The organism is Actinomyces succiniciruminis (assembly GCF_900002405.1).
Classification (GTDB): domain Bacteria; phylum Actinomycetota; class Actinomycetes; order Actinomycetales; family Actinomycetaceae; genus Actinomyces; species Actinomyces succiniciruminis.
This window is the reverse complement of sequence record NZ_LK995481.1, coordinates 20,905-37,038: the sequence shown is the minus strand read 5'-3', so window position 1 is coordinate 37,038 and position 16,134 is coordinate 20,905. Positions and strand designations below refer to the sequence as shown.

The following is a 16,134-nucleotide window of genomic DNA, read 5'->3' as shown; positions in this document are numbered from 1 at the left end:
TCACAGTCCAGTCTGCGAACGGATCGTTGACTGGGTGCGGTTCAGACCGCCGATCGTCTCCTTGCGGAAGCTGCGGCGAATGACCGGCGGTACCAGTCCGAAGCCGATGATGATCCAGGCCAGCAGCACCCCGAAGCCTAACGCCGGGTGGAAACTGCCGCCGATCTCCCAATACGGATCGCCCACGAGCGCCCAGCGGGTCAGGTGCCCGGACCAGTAGGTGGGAAGCACCGTCTGAATGCCCTGCACCCAGCCCGGCAGTGCGGAGGTCGGGTAGCAACAACCGGCCACGAACAGCGCGAGGCAGATCACCGTGTTCACCATGTAACTGTAAACGCCGCGGATGAACACGCTGAGGAAGAACCCGAGCGGCGCGCACGCCAGCGAGGCCAGCGCGGCAAGAAGTAGGCAGAGCAGCGCCGTCCCGGTGGCAGGCGTGGCGATAGGGATGAAGAGAACGGCGCCCAGGAGGATCATTGCCTGCATGACGGCAACGAGTGCCACAGTGGAGAGTGTCTTGCCGATCGCCCAGGTGAGCGGCCCGTGCGGGAGGATGCGTACCCGCAGCAGTGCGCCGCCGATGCGGTCGGTATAGGTCTCCGCGCCTATCTGCATCATGACGAGACTGGCGAAGCCGCCGACGCAGCTGGCCGCGAGCATGGTGCCGAAGGCGCTGGAAGACCCGAAACCTTGGAGCGGGCCGTCGCTTATCCGGGAGACGACCAATATGGCGGCCACTGCAAACAGGATGGACGTCGCTCCGGCTCCCATGAGGTTGGGGCGCAGGTCGCCATAGGCCTGACGCGCCGCCGCGCGCAGTACGGACAGGGGCAGAGATCGATTGGGGTTCATGGCCTGGGCTCCTTGGCGGTGGGGGTGATTGCCGGATCGCTCTGGACGGCCAGGTGATCTGTGCCGCTTCGTTCGGCCTCCGCGGGCTGGGCGACCAGGGCGAGGTAGGCCTCCTCCAGGGTGGGGCGGGTGACCATCAATCCGCTGATCGCATCCAGGTCGAGACGCTGCAGGAAGCGCTCGGGGCTTGAGGTGGCATGCACATGGCGTACGCCGTCCTGCATCCAGGTCACCTCCGCCTCGCTGCTGAACCGCTCGCGCAGCTCGACCACGGTGCCATCGGCGATGATCCGCCCCGCCGCCATAATGACCACGCGCGAGGCCAGGCGCTCGGCCTCGGAGAGGTCATGTGTGGTCATCAGGACCGTGGCGTCGTCGTCGACGCGCTCCATGATCAGATCGTGCAGGCGCGCCTTGGAGGCGGGGTCGAGCCCCGTCGTCGGCTCATCAAGAATCAGTAGCTCCGGGCGCCCCAGCAGCGCCGCCGCGAAGTCAAGCGTGCGGCGCTGCCCTCCCGAGAGCCGGGACAGACGCGAGTCGGACTTGTCGGCCAGGCCCACGGCTTCGAGCACCTCGGCCACCGTGGCCACCCGCGCCGATGCGGTCAGCTGCATGGAGCGAATCCACTCCAGCTGATCCTTAACCCGCCACTTGGAGTGATCGGTCCAGTTCTGCTGCACCAGCCCGATCCGCGCCCAGAATGCGGCGCTTGCGCGGCGCGGATCGGTGCCGAATACGCGGACGCTGCCCGCGTGCGGGCGCAGTGAGCCGAGCAGGTTCTCCACCAACGTGGTCTTGCCGACGCCGTTGGGGCCGAGCAGGCAGACCACCTCGCCCGGCTGGACCGTGAGGCTGACGTCGTGCAGCACGGGGTTCTTGCCGTAGGCGAAGTCGACGCCGCGGGTCGTAATCGCGGGCAGTTCAGGGGACATGACCGCTCCTTCCTGGTAGGTACGCTATCGAATATAGCAGACCTACTACATAATGCGTGTGGTGATGACGATTGCTGTGGCTGCAAGTCGTGAAATCCGTCCGTCGTCGCGCCGTCCACACTGTGGCCTGGCGTGGCGGAGCAGCGGATTCGCGGTACGGTGTCCCCGTGCGCGCGACCTCCGTCCGGGAGCGGAACCTCCTGCTTAGTCGCCGCGGCGGGGCCTGACCAGGCCGGCACCCCGACCGCGGCTTACTTCGCGTAGCCAGCCACCCCGGCGCGCCGGGCACCGGCGCCGGGAACCAAGCACACCTGCTCAGGAGAACCAGACCCATGCGTACTGCCCGCCCCGCCCCGCAACAGCCCTCCGGCATGCCCTTCACCAAGTACCGGCCGTTCCTCGACACCGTCGACGCCTCCCTGCCGGACCGCACCTGGCCGAACAACCGCATCACCCACGCCCCCCGCTGGCTGAGCACCGATCTGCGCGACGGCAACCAGTCCCTCATCGAGCCCATGGGCCCCGCCGCCAAGCGCGCCATCTTCGACCTGCTGGTGCGCATGGGGTTCAAGGAGATCGAGGTCGGCTTCCCCGCCGCCTCCCAGACCGACTACGACTTCGTGCGCTCCCTGGTGGAGGACGACGCCATCCCCGAGGACGTCACCATCTCGGTGCTGACCCAGTCCCGCGAGGACCTGATCGACCGCACCCTGGACGCCTGCGTCGGCGCCCCGCGCGCCACCGTCCACCTGTACAACGCCCTGTCTCCACTGTTCCGCGAGGTCGTCTTTCGCATGGGCAAGGACGACATACGCGAACTCGCCGTCGAGGGCACGCGCCAGGTGATGGCCCGGGCGGAGAAGGTGCTCACCGACGACACCATCTTCGGCTACGAGTACTCCCCGGAGATCTTCGTGGACACCGAGCGCGAGTACTCCCTGGAGGTCTGTGAGGCCGTCATGGGCGTGTGGCAGCCCGAGGACGACCGCGAAATCATCCTCAACCTGCCCGCCACCGTCGAACGCGCCACCCCCAACGTCTACGCCGACCAGATCGAGTGGATGAGTCGCAACCTCTCCCACCGCGACGCTGTGTGCCTGTCCATCCACAACCACAACGACCGCGGCTCCGGCATCGCCGCCGCCGAACTGGGCATGCTCGCCGGAGCCGACCGTGTGGAGGGCTGCCTGTTCGGCCACGGCGAGCGCACCGGCAACGTCGACCTGGTCACCCTGGCCCTGAACCTGTTCAGCCAGGGCATCGACCCCATGCTCGACCTGTCCGACATCGACGAGGTACGGCGCGTCGTCGAGCACTCCACTCAGATGGACGTGCCCCCGCGTACCCCCTACGCCGGCGAGCTCGTCTACACCTCCTTCTCCGGCTCCCACCAGGACGCCATCAAGAAGGGCTTCGCGGCCCGCGCCGAGAAGGTCACCGCCAAGGCCGCCGAGGGCATGAGCCAGGCCGAGGCCGAGGTGGCCGTGCCCTGGTCCATGCCCTACCTGCCCATCGACCCGCACGACGTCGGCCGCTCCTACGAGGCCGTGGTGCGGGTGAACTCCCAGTCTGGCAAGGGCGGGGTGTCCTACCTGCTGCGCACTACCCACAACCTCGACCTGCCGCGTCGCCTGCAGATTGAGTTCTCCAACATCGTCCAGCACCACACCGACACCTTCGGCGGCGAGGTCGACGCCGACGAGCTGTGGTCGATCTTCGCCGACGAGTACCTGCCGGCCGCGGCCGCCCCCGGCGCCGACCTGCCCGCCTGGGGCCGCTACAGCCTCAAGGGGGCGACCCTTACGGCAGTCGGCGACGACGAGTCCATCCTCACCGTCACCATCTCCGACGGCGACGAGCGCAAGCTGCTCACGGCCTCTGGCTCCGGTCCGCTGGACGCCTTCGTCACCGCCCTGGAGCAGACCGGCATCCAGGTGCGCATCCTCGACTACGCCGAGCACGCTCTGAGCGAGGGGCGTGACGCCCGCGCCGCCTGCTACGTCGAGTGCGAGGTCGGCGGCCAGGTGCTGTGGGGCGTCGGCATCGACCCCTCCATCACCACCGCCTCCTTCAAGGCCGTGATCTCCGCCGTCAACCGCGCCATGCGCTGACGGAGGCGCCGTTTGGGGGAGAGGCTCTACCGGGACGAGGCCATCGTCCTGCGCACCTACAAACTGGGCGAGGCCGACCGCATCATCGTCATGCTCACCCGCGCCCACGGGCAGGTGCGCGCCGTCGCCAAGGGGGTACGCCGCACCACCTCCCGCTTTGGCGCGCGTCTGGAGCCCTTCTCCATGATCGACGTGCAGCTGCACGCCGGCCGCAGCCTGGACGTGGTCACCCAGGTGGAGACCATCGCCCCCTTCGGCCGCAGCATCGCCGCCGACTACGCGATGTTCACCTGCGCCGAGACCATGGCGGAGACCGCCGAGCGCCTCACGCAGGACGACGGCGACCTGGGCACCAGCGACTCCCCCCAGCAGTTCCTGCTGCTGTACGGCGCGCTGTCCGCGCTGGCGCGACGCCGTCACGCCCCCGGTCTGGTACTCGACTCCTATCTGCTGCGGGCCCTGGCCCTGGCCGGCTGGGCGCCCTCCTGCTACGACTGCGCCCGCTGCGGCGCCCCCGGCCCGCATACCGCCTTCCACGTGCAGGCCGGCGGCGCCGTCTGCTCCGGCTGCCGACCCGCCGGCGCCGTCGACGTCGAACCGGGCGCCATGGCGCTGCTCGGTGCCCTGCTCTCGGGAAACTGGGAGCTGGCCGACGCCTCGAGCCCGCGCGAGCGTGCCCAGGCGTCCGGGTGCGTGTCCGCCTACCTGACCTGGCACCTGGAACGGCGCCTACGCTCCCTCTCCCTAGTAGAAAGGGCCTGACATGCCCGACGCCACAGGCTCAGCATCCGCCGACGGGACCGGCACGGATCCGCGCCCGCTCGACGTCGTCCCCCTCCACCGCGAGGGGCTCACCCCGCCGGCGCTCGACCCGGCGGCCGTGCCCGCACACGTCGCCTGCGTCATGGACGGCAACGGCCGCTGGGCCAACGCGCGCGGCCTGCCCCGCACCGAGGGCCACCGGGTGGGGGAGTCGACCATGATGGACGTGATCGCCGGCGCCGTCGAACTGGGGGTCAAGGAGCTGAGCGTGTACGCCTTCTCCACCGAGAACTGGAAGCGCTCACCCGCGGAGGTGCGCTTCCTCATGGGCTTTACCCGCTCGGTGCTGCGCGCCCAGACCGACGACCTGCTGGCCTGGGGCGTGCGGGTGAACTGGGTGGGGCGCGAGCCGCGGCTGTGGAAATCGGTGCTCAAGGAGGTGCGCCGCTCCGAGCGCATCACCGCCGACAACGACACCATGGTGCTGAACATGTGCCTGAACTACGGCGGCCGGGCCGAAATCGCCGACGCCGCGCGCGCCATGGCCCAGGACGTGGAGGCCGGGCGGCTGCGGGCGGCGTCGATCAACGAGAAGACCGTGCAGCGCTACCTGTACTCGCCGCACATGCGGGATGTGGACCTGCTGATCCGCACCGGCGGGGAGCAGCGCACCAGCAACTTCCTGATGTGGTCCTCGGCCTACGCGGAGCTGTACTTCTCCGACCTGCCCTGGCCCGAGTTCGACCGCACCGAGCTGTGGCGCGCCTGCGAGGCCTACGCGCACCGGGAGCGGCGCTTCGGCGGCGCCGTTGACCGGGTGACGTCCCGGTCCTGAACCCGGCGACGCCACTTCAACCGACCTCGGCACGTAAGATCTACCGATCTCGGTGCGTAAGATCTACCGACCTCGCGAGCAGACGGGGCACAGGCCGAAGAACTCCACGGTGTGCTCCATGTCCGTGTAGCCCTGCTCGGCGGAGACCCGGCGGATCCACTCCTCCAGCTCGCCGCCGGCCACCTCCACGGTGCGCCCGCACGAGCGGCACACGATGTGGTGGTGGTGCTCGGGCCGCTCGCACTCCCGGTACAGGACCTCGCCGTCGGCGCTGCGGATCTGGTCGACCTCGCCGGCCTCGGCCATGGCGGTCAGGTTGCGGTAGACGGTCGCCAACCCCACCTTCGTGCCCTCCGCCTGCAGGGCCGCGTGAATCTGCTGGGCGGAGCGGAACTCGTCGGTGCGCGCCAGGATGTCGGCCACCGCGGCCCGCTGCCAGGTGGCGCGGTGGCGTGGGGAACTGCCGTTACCGGCGGACGCGTTCTGGCTCATGCGGGCACCTCCTGCTCGCTGCGGTTGCTGTGGGCCATGCTGCCGCGGTTGTCACCGGCCTCCGGACGGCGCCCGCGCCTGGCGCGGATGGTGCGCACCAGACCGCTGACCAGGGCGACGACGGCGTAGGTGCACACCAGCAGCACCACGATCATGGCGCCCGGCGAGGCCGCCAGGAAGTAGGTGATGGTCAGCCCGATCACGCAGGCGGCCACGCCGATCGCCATGGCCAGGTGCATGGTGCGGCCGAACGAGTAGGAGACCAGCTGGGCGATGGCCACCGGCACGATCATGACCGCCGACACCAGCAGTGCTCCGACCACGCGCATGGACACCGATACGGTCAGCGCCGCCACCACCGCGACCGTCACGTTCAGCACCCCGGTGGGCAGGCCGATCGAGCGGGCGAACTCCTCATCGTGGCAAAGCGCGAACAGCGGCCCGCGCAGGCCGATACCGACGGCCAGCACGACGGCGGCGAGCACCACCGTGAAGCGAGTGTCCGAGGCCGACACGGTGGCGATCGAGCCGAACAGGTAGCTGGTCAGATTCGTCGTCGTGCCCCCGGCCAGCTTGATGAGGATCACGCCGCCGGCGATGCCGCCGTAGAACAGGATCGCCAGGGCCACGTCCCCGCGGGTGCGTCCCCGGGCACGAATCACCTCGATCAGCACCGCGCCGAGCACGGAGGCGACGATCGCCCCGGGGATCGCCCAGGCGTCGTGCGGGGTGACGTTGGCGGCCGCCCCGGCGATCCAGCCCAGCGCCACGCCGGTCAGGGCGATGTGGCCGATGCCGTCGCCCAGCAGCGCCAGCCCCCGCTGCACCAGGTAGGTGCCCACCACCGGGGCCGACAGGCCGACCAGCACCGCGACGATATAGGCCCGCTGCATGAGCGGGCTGGCGAGCATGTCGCCCAGTGCTGCTGCGAGTGCGCTCATTTGACGCCTCCCGCCTGACGCACGGAGGTGGTCAGCACCGGGGCGTGGTGAATGGCCGGCTCGGTGCTGCCGTGGGCATGCTCGTGCTCACAGTCATCCAGGCGGTCGTGCCCGAGCTCGTCGTGACGGGCGTGATCGTGGGCCAGTGCCTGCTTCGGCCCGTCGAAGGCCACCCGCCCCTCGTCCAGGACCACGGTCCGCTCGACGACGTCGGCCAGTTCACCCATCTCGTGCAGGACGGTCAACAGTGTCAGTCCTTGCGCGCGCAAACCGGCCAGAGTGGTGGCCAGTGCCTCACGGGAGGCCCGGTCGATGCCCGCCAGCGGCTCATCCAGTAGCAGCAGTTCGGGGGAGCGCACCAGGGCCCGCGCGATCAGCACGCGCTGGGACTGGCCCCCGGAGAAGATCTGCACGTGGTCCTGGGCCCGGTCCGCCAGGTCGACGGCGTCCAACGCCTCCAGGGCACGCTGTCGGGCGGTGCGACCGCGGTCGGCGAAGGGATGCCCGGGGGAGAGTAGCCCGGAGCGGACCACCTCCAGCGCCGTGGCCGGCACACCGGAGGCCGCCCCGACCCGCTGCGGTACGTATCCGACCCGTTCCCAGGGCACCGTGCGGCGGTCGGTGACGTCGTGGCCGAACAGGTGTACCGCTCCCGAGCGGATCGGCAGCAGGCCGAGAATCGTCTTGACCAGCGTGGACTTGCCCGAGCCATTGGCGCCCAGCAGGGCGACGGATTCGCCGCCGCGCACGGTCAGGTCGACGGCGTCCAGGATCAGGCTGGAGCCGAGCACCACGGAGACGTCGGCCACTTCGATCGGCGGGCTGCTCGCCCGCGCAGGCGCTGAGGTTGGGGTCATGGGGTCCTTTTGAGGCAAGTCGAGTCAAGAATGTCGATGATGGGAATCGTGCTCACTCGCAGGCCAGCGCGGTGCGCAGCGCCTGCAGGTTCGCGGACATGGCGTCAGCGTAGTCCCCGGACTCGGGTGCGGACTCGAGCGGGTTGAGCACGGCGGTAGTGGCGCCGGTCTCCGCCGCCAGTGCCTCGGCGGTCTTGGGGGAGACCAGTTCTTCGGTGAAGATCGTCGTGGTCCCGGTCTCCTGCACGACCTGCTTGACGGTGGCGAGTTCGGCGGGGCTGGGCTCGGACTCTGGGTCGATGCCGGACACGGAGGCCTGTGTGAGTCCGTAGCGTTCGGCCAGATAGCCGAAGGCGGCGTGGGCAGTGACGAAGGTGGTGCGTTCGCACTGGGCCAGACCCGTGGAGAAGTCCCCATCCAAGCCGCCGAGCGCCTCGGTGAGTTCGGCCAGGTTGGCCTGGTAGTCGGCCGCGTGGTCCGGGTCGGCCTGCGCCAGGGCGGTCTCAATGGCCTGCGCCGCTGACTGCATGCGCACGGGGTCGAGCCAGAAGTGCGGGTCGGTGGTTGCCGCGTCCGCGCCGTCGTCGGCTTGCGTGGACTCGTGGGCGTCGTCGGCCTCGTCGTCGTGCTCCACGCCGTCGTGGGGGACCAGGTCGACCGCCTCGGACAGATCCACGACGGTGGGGCCGGCGACCTCTGCCAGGGCGTCGTCCAGTGAGGGCTGGAATCCGGGAACGTAGGCGACCAGGTCCGTGCTCGACAGGGCGGTGACATCCTTGGGGGCGAGCTCGTAGTCGTGGGGCTCCACGTTGGTGGGCGTGATGGAGGTGACGGTCACGTTGTCTCCGCCGATCGCCTCGGCCAGGTACTGGATCGGGTAGAAGGAGGCCGCCACGGACAGCGTGTCCCCGGCCGCGTCGTCGTCGGTGGAATCGGCGGAGCAGGCGGTCAGTGACAGGCCCGTGAGCCCGAGCGCGACCGCGGAGAGAGCGGCCAGGGTGCGGCGGGCGCGCGGGCGGCGGCGCGGGCGCAAAGAAACGTTCATGGGAACCATTCTCAGTTACTTGTGGGGCGGGCGTCAAATCCGACCCGTGACGCCCCTTAGACTGAGCCCGTTCGTCCGGGCGACCGCGTGCGGAGCGCGGACGGCAGCTGACGAGAGCACATAACAGGACCTACGGAGAAACACAGTGGCAGCAACTCCCTCGACGCTCGACCGCGTTATCAACCTCGCCAAGCGGCGTGGCTTCGTCTTCCCCTGCGGCGAGATCTACGGCGGCACTCGTTCGGCCTGGGACTACGGGCCGCTGGGCGTGGAGCTGAAGGAGAACATCAAGCGCCAGTGGTGGCAGTACATGGTGCGGTCCCGCGACGACGTCGTCGGCCTGGACTCCTCGGTCATCCTGCCGCGCGAGGTGTGGGTCGCCTCGGGCCACGTGGCCGCCTTCACCGACCCGTTGATCGAGTGCACCTCCTGCCACAAGCGGTTGCGCGAGGACGAACTGCAGGAGGCCTACGCGGCCAAACACGGCGTCGACAATCCCGACACCGTCACCCTGGACCAGCTCGTGTGCCCCAACTGCGGTACCCGCGGCGCCTTCACCGAGCCTAAGGCCTTCTCCGGCCTGCTCAAGACCTACCTCGGCCCGGTCGATGACGAGGCCGGCCTGCACTACCTGCGCCCCGAGACCGCCCAGGGCATCTTCATCAACTTCACCAACGTGATGACCGCCGCCCGCAAGAAGCCTCCCTTCGGCATCGGGCAGGTCGGCAAGTCCTTCCGCAACGAGATCACGCCCGGCAACTTCATCTTCCGCACCCGCGAGTTCGAGCAGATGGAGCTGGAGTTCTTCGTCGAGCCCGGCACGGACGAGGAGTGGCACCAGTACTGGATCGACTACCGCAAGGCCTGGTACACGGACCTGGGCATCAGCGAGGACAACCTGCGCCTGTACGAGCACCCCAAGGATAAGCTCTCCCACTACTCCAAGCGCACCGTCGACCTGGAGTACCGCTTCGGCTTCGCCGGCGGGGAGTGGGGCGAGCTGGAGGGCATTGCCAACCGCACCGACTTCGACCTGTCCACTCACGCCGATCACTCCGGCAAGGACCTGTCCTACTTCGACCAGGGGAAGAACGAGCGCTGGACCCCCTACGTGATCGAGCCGTCGGCGGGCCTGACCCGCTCGCTGATGGCCTTCCTGGTGGAGGCCTACACCGAGGACGAGGCGCCCAACACCAAGGGCGGCGTCGATAAGCGCGTGCTGCTGCGCCTGGACCCGCGCCTGGCCCCGGTTAAGGCCGCCGTGCTGCCGCTGAGCCGCAAGGAGGAACTGACCGGCCCGGCCCGCGAGCTCGCCGCCCGGCTGCGCCGCAACTGGAACGTCGAGTACGACGAGGCCGGCGCCGTCGGTCGCCGCTACCGCCGCCAGGACGAGGTCGGCACCCCCTTCTGCATCACCTACGACTTCGAGTCGCCCGAGGACGGTGCGGTGACGGTGCGCGAGCGCGACACCATGGCCCAGGAGCGCATCCCGCTCGAGGGCGTGGAGCGCTACCTCGCCGAGCGCCTGGTCGGGTGCTGAACAGTCCGCTGTTGGCCAACTAGATGCTGGCTGCCCGGCCGGCGCCTGAGTGGCGTCTGGCCGGGCAGCGCGGCCGTTCCACGACCTTTGTGACATTGCACGACCCTGGTGTGTGTTCCACGACCCCCGGGTGTTCGTGCAACAGGCACCGAGGTCGTGCAACGCAGCCGGGGGTCGTGCAACGCAGCCGGGGGTCGTGCTGTGCATGAGATGTGCTCGGCGTCGGCTCGGTTCGGGGAGGACGCGTGGGGCGACTGCGTTTAGCGTCGGCGCATTCCCAGCAGGGAGCCTTCGTGCAGCCCCGCTTCCAGCCTCGTACCCGGCCACAGCAGATCACGGTTGGGTCTGAGCGAGGCGACAACCCCGGGCGGAAAGGCCGCGAGGATCTTGTCCGCCAGCGCGCGCAGATCGCGGAACTCTCCGTAAGTCACGCGTATGAATCGCCAGCCCATGGCCTGGATGGCGTCCTGGCGCAGTTTCTCCTGCCAGGCGTCCTCCCGGGTGTTGTACTTCATCCGGCCGTCAACCTCGATGACGATCCCGTGCTCGGGCCAGCACAGGTCGAGCCACCACATGTTCGCGCGGTCGCTCACCCGGTACTGCACTTGTGGCGGCGCAAGTCCGAGTACGAGAGTCAGCCAGCGCATGACGCTTTCGCCAGGAGAGTCGGCCAGCGGCGTCGCCGCCCCCAGTACTGCCCGTGCTTGTGCGACTCCGTGTCTGCGTGCGGACTGCTGAAGCCATTCTTGCCAAATGTCGCGGGCGCGTGCTTCGGCCTGCGCATCCAGGCTGCGGTTGTCGTGCTGTGTGCGACAGTACAGGCGCAGGGCCGCGTCGGCAATCGCCAGGGCATTGTGCGCGGGTTCGTCGAACGCACAGTCGAAGGCGGTACGTAAGACGGTGGTGACCGGCATCCCGCCGACCACGGTGATGTCTTTCTCCGGGAGGTCCAAGTGTCGGCGCCAAAGCATGATCTGTCGGCAGTAGAAGTCCTCGTTTGCGTTCGACCGCGGCGGTCCCGTGGGAGGCACGCTGATCAAGGGCAGCGGCGTGCCAACTCGCTTGGGCGTGCTGGGAACCGCCAGGTATACGTCCGGTTCCTGGGTCATCATTGGCAGGCCAAGTACAAGTGCGGCGGACGCGTGGGTGAGGCAGCGTGCGGAGCGGTGCGTTGTTTGCGCGGTTATGGCGCGTGCCAAGGCCAAGGTATAGCGGTGCTGCCAGCGCTTCGCCTCGGGGGCTGGAACCCAGTGAATGCCGGGAGCAAGCCGCAGCGCGGAGCGGGGGACCGCGACGCCGGCGCGGTCATGCCGACCGGTGTGAATCAGCACGGGAAACAGATCACGGTCGCGAGCTTGGTCAGGCGAGGCGGGCATGTCTCCAGCATTCGCCGAAGTCGGGTGCGATGACCACTACTCGCGTCGTCGACTGTGGACAAGCGGTTGTCTGGGATGCCGCTAATGGCACCTGTGGGTTTTGGTGCCTTGGTTGGCCAGCCTCCGCGGGAGTATTTCGGTGGTCCACACTGTCCATTGTCCTCGACTGCTGGTTGGTCTCGTTTTGCGGTGCCGCGGGCCTCTCACTGCACGACCTCGGTGACATTGCACGACCTCGGTGCCTGTTGCACGACCTCGGTGCCTGTTGCACGACCACCCGGGGGTCGTGCAACGCACCCGAAGGTCGTGCTACATGCCCCGGGGTCGTGCAACGCGCCGGGGTGTATTTGGCCGGGGGATGAGCGGCTGGTCGGCGCACGCCTGCCGGCTCGTGCCGCCCGAGGTACCTCAAGCCGGCTCAAGCCGGGGCCGGTCGCCTCAGGGCGACGTGCCTGCGCGGTGCCTGCGGTTCGACACCGCCGGCAGGCATGATGGCTGCGTGAACGACGAGACGACGCCGACCGCCGCAGCGCCCGCCGGCCCGCCCATCGACGGGCCGAGCAAAGCGGACGCCGGGGAATCACCGACCGGGCGCGCCGATGGCGCCTCGAGCCCGCACGTCTCGAGCCCGCACGTCTCGAGCCCGCACGCCTCGGGCCCGCACACCTCGATCCCGCACGTATCCTCCGCGGCGCACAGCCACTCCGGCCCCCTCAACCTGGGGGCGGCCGAGGCCCGGCGGGTGCGCCTGATGCTGGCCGCCATCGTCGTGCCCCTGGTGGTGGCCACGCTTATCGGTCTGATCGTGCTGTGGCCGAGCGGGAACTCCCTGGTCGGCTCCCAGCCCTTCACCGCGGACGGTGCCACCCTCGAATCGGCCACCATCACCTCCCTGAACACCACCGCCTGCGCCGACACCACCGGCGCGCTGGAGGGAGTGAGCAACGACTCGCTGCTCGCCGACGCGGTGTGCGCGCGCATCACCTCAGGCGACGGTGCGGGCCTGGTCATGCCGGTGCACATCCCCGCCGAGTCCCTGGCCGCGGCCGACGTCGGCGACCGCCTGCAGGTGATGTACGCCCCCGCCGCGCTGGCCTCCGGCACCCCGTACGTGTTCGTCGACTACGCCCGCCAGGTGCCGGTGACCGCGCTGGCGGTGGTGTACCTGGTGCTCGTCATCGCGGTCGCCGGCCGCAAGGGTGCCCTCAGCGTGCTGGGACTGCTGCTGGCTACGGGCGTCCTGCTCGGCTTCATGATCCCGGCGCTGCTGGACCTGGCCTCACCCATGTGGGTGACGCTGGTGGGCGCCTCGGCCATGATGCTGCTGGCCGTCTACGTCGCCCACGGCATCTCCGTGCGCACCACCACCGCCCTGCTGGGCACCTTCGCCGGCGTGGTCATCACCGTCCTGCTGTCCCTGTGGGGCGTGGACGCCGCCAACCTGACCGGCGCCACCGACGATGCCGCCCAGACCCTGACGGCCATGGTGGGCGGCATCAACCTGCAGGCGCTGCTCACCTGCGGCATGGTGGTGGCGGCCCTGGGCGTCCTCAACGACGTCACCATCACCCAGGCCTCCGCCGTGTGGGAGCTGCACGCCGCCAACCCCGCGCTGGGCCATGCACGGCTGTTCACCGGCGGTATGCGGATCGGCCGTGACCACATCGCCTCCACCGTCTACACCCTCGCCTTCGCCTACGCCGGCACGGCCCTGCCGCTCATCCTGGCGGCCTCACTGATCGACCGGCCCCTGGCCGCCACGCTGCTTTCGGGCGAGATCGCCGAGGAGGTCGTGCGCACCCTGGTGTCCTCCATCGGCCTGGTGCTGGCCATCCCGGCGACGACGGCGATCGCCGCCGCCCTGTGCCGCACCGGCGAGCCGACCGTGACCGCCGAGGCCTGATCGGCACGACGCGGGCACCGGCCATGAGCCGCATGCCGGAAGGGGACCGGCCGTGCCGCCTGGACTCTGCGAGGGGACGGGCGCGCCGCCTCGGCTCAACCGCCCGAGACGTCCAGTTCGGCCTCGGCCAGCAGCGCCCGATCCGCAGGCCCGAGGTAGGGGGAGCCCAGCCAGCCGTCGGGCAGGTGGGGGCGGCGCGGGCTGCCGGCCCGCCCCCGCGGCCCCTCGGCCGCCGCCCCCGGGAAGGGCACCTGCGCGGGCAGGCGCTCCCGCATCCGCGCCAGGGCCGCATCGAGGTCGGCGAGCGAGGACACGCGCATCAGCTCGGCGCGCGCCGCCCCGCCCACCGGGTAGCCCTTGAGGTACCAGCCGATGTGCTTGCGCAGATCGCGCACACCCCGGTCCTCGCCCAGCTCGGCCGCCAGCAGCCGCCCGTGCTCCTTGATCACGGCGATCACCGCGTCCAGGTCGGGTCGGGTGCGCTCCGCGCGACCATGCATGGCCGCCACGATGTCGGCAAACAACCACGGCCGCCCCTGGCAGCCGCGCCCCACGACGACGCCGTCGCAGCCGGTCGTCTCAAGCATGGCCACGGCGTCGTCCCCGCTCCAGATGTCGCCGTTGCCGAGCACCGGCAGGCTGGTGGCCTCCTTCAACCGGGCGATCTGCTCCCAGCGGGCCTTGCCCGCATAGTGCTGCCGGGCGGTGCGCGCGTGCAACGTCAGGGCGGCGATCCCGGCGTCCGCGGCCAGACGTGCCGCGTCCAGGAAGGTCTCGTGGTCGTCGTCAATCCCCAGGCGCATCTTCACCGTCACCGGCACCGCGCGCTGCCTGCCGGCGACGGCAACCGCACTCTCGCTGGCCTGCACCGCCGCGCGCATGATCGCCTCCAGCAGGTCCCGCTTCCACGGCAGGGCGGCACCCCCACCCTTGCGAGTCACCTTCGGCACGGGACAGCCGAAGTTCAGATCGATGTGGTCGGCCAGGTCCTCGGTCACCAGGATCCGCACCGCGGCCGCAACCGTGGCCGGGTCCACCCCGTACAGCTGAATCGAACGCACCCGCTCGGTGGGGTCCGTGCGCACCATCGCCAGGGTCTTGGCGTTGCGCTCCACCAGTGCGCGGGTGGTCACCATCTCGGTGACGTACAGGCCCGCCGGTGCAGCCAGGCCGCCGGCGACGGTGGTCACCGGGCCCTCCTGTTGCGGACACAGCGCCTCGGGCAGCGCCCACTCCCCGTAGAGGCGGCACAGGCGCCTGAACGACGCGTTCGTCACTCCCGCCATGGGGGCGAGCACCACCGGCGTGGCGATCTCCAGCGGGCCGATATGCAGCGGCGCGGCCACGGCCGGCCCGGGCCGGGTGGCGTCGGGGGAGGAGCCAGGAGTGGGCGGACGGGTGGAGTCGGGTGAGGCGGTCACCGGCACATGCTGGCATATCCACGCCGTCGTCGCCGCCACGTGCAAGGCTGACGCCATGACCGAGCAACCGGCCCCGCCCGTGGGCCTGCTGGGCGGGCACACCGTCCTCGTCACCGGCGTGCTGCGACCCGCCTCCATCGCCACCGCCATCGCCACCGCCGCCCGCGAACAGGGCGCACGCGTCGTGCTCACCGGCCACCCCCGCACGCTGTCGCTCACCCGGGCGGTCGCCCGCCGGCACGGCATCGACCTCGTGCTGCCGCTGGATGTCACCGACCCCGCCGACCTGGCCGAACTGGCGCCGCGGCTGCGGGCCGCCGGAGTGGGGCGGCTGGACGGCGTCGTACACGCCATAGCCCACGCCGATGCCGAGCTGCTCGGAACCCTGCTGCCCGCCCACCCCGGCCCCGACGCCGCCCCCACTATGGCCGGAGCCGGGCGCCAGCAGAGGCTGGCGGAGGCCTTCACCACCACGGCCGCCTCCCTGCCGGCCCTGGTTGACGCGGTACGCCCCCTACTCGCCCCACGCGCGGCGGTGGTGACTCTCACCTTCGACACCTCCCACGTGCACTCCGGCTACGGCTGGATGGGGCCGCTCAAGGCCGCGCTGGAGGCGTGCGTGCGCAGCCTCGCCGTCGAACTCGGCCAGGCGGGCGTGCGCGTCAATGCCATCAGCGCCGGTCCCCTGTCCACTCCCGCTGCCGGTGCCATCCCCGGCCTGGACGCGTTGGCCCGGCATTGGGAGACCACGGCACCGCTGGGCTGGGACCACCGCGATGCGCGCCCCGTCGCCCGCACTGCCGTCGCGCTGCTGTCCGACTGGCTGCCGGCCACCACCGGCCAGGTCATCCGGGCCGACGGCGGCGCCACCCTGCCACTGACGGTAGGGTAGCCGCGTGACGACTGACTCCTCCGGCAAGATCCTCGTGCTGGTTCGGCATTCGAAGGCGTCCCACAACGCCCCCACCGACCTGGAGCGCCCGCTCACCTCACGGGGGCGGCTGCTCGCCGACGAACTCGCCCACGCCCTGGAACGGCGGGTGCCGAGCCTCGACCTGCTGCTGGTA

General features: G+C 70.1%; 14 protein-coding genes. 6 read left to right on the top strand and 8 right to left on the bottom strand.

What is annotated here, in order from left to right; translation table 11 throughout:
- Entirely contained in the window at positions 1-852 is an 852-nt protein-coding gene (locus BN1056_RS04235; protein ID WP_210579336.1) for an ABC transporter permease, read from the bottom strand.
- A complete protein-coding gene (locus BN1056_RS04230) occupies positions 849-1,784 on the bottom strand; it encodes an ABC transporter ATP-binding protein (RefSeq protein ID WP_210579335.1) in 936 nt (311 codons plus the stop codon). Before BN1056_RS04230 ends, BN1056_RS04235 begins: the two co-directional genes overlap by 4 nt.
- Positions 1,785-2,116: 332 nt before the next feature.
- Here BN1056_RS04230 and leuA point away from each other — a divergent pair, with 332 nt between their 5' ends.
- The 3 genes from leuA to uppS are packed head-to-tail and all read left to right on the top strand — an operon-like array spanning position 2,117 to position 5,492.
- Positions 2,117-3,895 (top strand): 2-isopropylmalate synthase, encoded by a 1,779-nt coding sequence (gene leuA / locus BN1056_RS04225; protein ID WP_210579334.1) that lies wholly within the window; start codon positions 2,117-2,119, stop codon positions 3,893-3,895.
- Positions 3,896-3,907: 12 nt separating this feature from the next.
- On the top strand, positions 3,908-4,657 hold the full coding sequence (gene recO / locus BN1056_RS04220; protein WP_073331558.1) for a DNA repair protein RecO: 750 nt from the start codon (positions 3,908-3,910) through the stop codon (positions 4,655-4,657).
- Position 4,658: 1 nt separating this feature from the next.
- Positions 4,659-5,492, top strand: a complete 834-nt coding sequence (gene uppS, locus BN1056_RS04215) for a polyprenyl diphosphate synthase (protein WP_210579332.1) — start codon at positions 4,659-4,661, stop codon at positions 5,490-5,492.
- A gap of 63 nt (positions 5,493-5,555) precedes the next feature.
- On the opposite strand, the gene BN1056_RS04210 is transcribed toward uppS, so the two are convergent.
- The 4 genes from BN1056_RS04210 to BN1056_RS04195 are packed head-to-tail and all read right to left on the bottom strand — an operon-like array spanning position 5,556 to position 8,836.
- On the bottom strand, positions 5,556-5,984 hold the full coding sequence (locus BN1056_RS04210) for a Fur family transcriptional regulator (RefSeq protein ID WP_210579331.1): 429 nt from the start codon (positions 5,982-5,984) through the stop codon (positions 5,556-5,558).
- The gene (locus BN1056_RS04205) at positions 5,981-6,925 is read right to left on the bottom strand and encodes a metal ABC transporter permease (RefSeq protein WP_210579329.1); all 945 of its coding nucleotides are present in this window, start codon (positions 6,923-6,925) and stop codon (positions 5,981-5,983) included. The genes BN1056_RS04210 and BN1056_RS04205 overlap by 4 nt, the downstream gene beginning before the upstream one ends.
- Entirely contained in the window at positions 6,922-7,782 is an 861-nt protein-coding gene (locus BN1056_RS04200) for a metal ABC transporter ATP-binding protein (protein ID WP_210579326.1), read from the bottom strand. Before BN1056_RS04200 ends, BN1056_RS04205 begins: the two co-directional genes overlap by 4 nt.
- A gap of 52 nt (positions 7,783-7,834) precedes the next feature.
- Entirely contained in the window at positions 7,835-8,836 is a 1,002-nt protein-coding gene (locus BN1056_RS04195) for a metal ABC transporter substrate-binding protein (protein ID WP_425306101.1), read from the bottom strand.
- A 136-nt stretch (positions 8,837-8,972) separates the two neighbouring features.
- Between BN1056_RS04195 and BN1056_RS04190 the strand changes: the two genes are divergently transcribed.
- Positions 8,973-10,367, top strand: a complete 1,395-nt coding sequence (locus tag BN1056_RS04190) for a glycine--tRNA ligase (protein WP_210579321.1) — start codon at positions 8,973-8,975, stop codon at positions 10,365-10,367.
- 260 nt (positions 10,368-10,627) lie between these two features.
- Here the strand turns inward: BN1056_RS04190 and BN1056_RS04185 are convergent, their stop codons facing one another.
- Positions 10,628-11,743 (bottom strand): hypothetical protein, encoded by a 1,116-nt coding sequence (locus BN1056_RS04185; RefSeq protein WP_210579320.1) that lies wholly within the window; start codon positions 11,741-11,743, stop codon positions 10,628-10,630.
- Positions 11,744-12,242: 499 nt separating this feature from the next.
- Here BN1056_RS04185 and BN1056_RS04180 point away from each other — a divergent pair, with 499 nt between their 5' ends.
- Positions 12,243-13,646 carry a YibE/F family protein gene (locus BN1056_RS04180; RefSeq protein ID WP_425306100.1) on the top strand — a complete coding sequence of 468 codons (1,404 nt, stop codon included), beginning with the start codon at positions 12,243-12,245 and terminating at the stop codon, positions 13,644-13,646.
- 95 nt (positions 13,647-13,741) lie between these two features.
- On the opposite strand, the gene dusB is transcribed toward BN1056_RS04180, so the two are convergent.
- Positions 13,742-15,124 carry a tRNA dihydrouridine synthase DusB gene (gene dusB / locus BN1056_RS04175; protein WP_210579319.1) on the bottom strand — a complete coding sequence of 461 codons (1,383 nt, stop codon included), beginning with the start codon at positions 15,122-15,124 and terminating at the stop codon, positions 13,742-13,744.
- On the opposite strand from dusB, the gene BN1056_RS04170 reads away from it, so the two are divergent.
- Positions 15,123-15,959 carry an SDR family oxidoreductase gene (locus tag BN1056_RS04170; protein WP_210579317.1) on the top strand — a complete coding sequence of 279 codons (837 nt, stop codon included), beginning with the start codon at positions 15,123-15,125 and terminating at the stop codon, positions 15,957-15,959. The genes dusB and BN1056_RS04170 overlap by 2 nt on opposite strands.
- Positions 15,960-16,134 lie beyond the last annotated feature (175 nt).

Excerpts from the sequence above, each read along its gene's own strand:
- BN1056_RS04195 (WP_425306101.1), bottom strand. The coding sequence starts at position 8,836 with ATGGTTCCCATGAACGTTTCTTTGCGCCCGCGCCGCCGCCCGCGCGCC.
- BN1056_RS04235 (WP_210579336.1), bottom strand. The coding sequence starts at position 852 with ATGAACCCCAATCGATCTCTGCCCCTGTCCGTACTGCGCGCGGCGGCG.
- BN1056_RS04200 (WP_210579326.1), bottom strand. The coding sequence starts at position 7,782 with ATGACCCCAACCTCAGCGCCTGCGCGGGCGAGCAGCCCGCCGATCGAA.
- leuA (WP_210579334.1), top strand. The coding sequence starts at position 2,117 with ATGCGTACTGCCCGCCCCGCCCCGCAACAGCCCTCCGGCATGCCCTTC.
- BN1056_RS04210 (WP_210579331.1), bottom strand. The coding sequence starts at position 5,984 with ATGAGCCAGAACGCGTCCGCCGGTAACGGCAGTTCCCCACGCCACCGC.
- BN1056_RS04205 (WP_210579329.1), bottom strand. The coding sequence starts at position 6,925 with ATGAGCGCACTCGCAGCAGCACTGGGCGACATGCTCGCCAGCCCGCTC.
- dusB (WP_210579319.1), bottom strand. The coding sequence starts at position 15,124 with ATGGCGTCAGCCTTGCACGTGGCGGCGACGACGGCGTGGATATGCCAG.
- uppS (WP_210579332.1), top strand. The coding sequence starts at position 4,659 with ATGCCCGACGCCACAGGCTCAGCATCCGCCGACGGGACCGGCACGGAT.
- BN1056_RS04185 (WP_210579320.1), bottom strand. The coding sequence starts at position 11,743 with ATGCCCGCCTCGCCTGACCAAGCTCGCGACCGTGATCTGTTTCCCGTG.
- BN1056_RS04230 (WP_210579335.1), bottom strand. The coding sequence starts at position 1,784 with ATGTCCCCTGAACTGCCCGCGATTACGACCCGCGGCGTCGACTTCGCC.
- BN1056_RS04170 (WP_210579317.1), top strand. The coding sequence starts at position 15,123 with ATGACCGAGCAACCGGCCCCGCCCGTGGGCCTGCTGGGCGGGCACACC.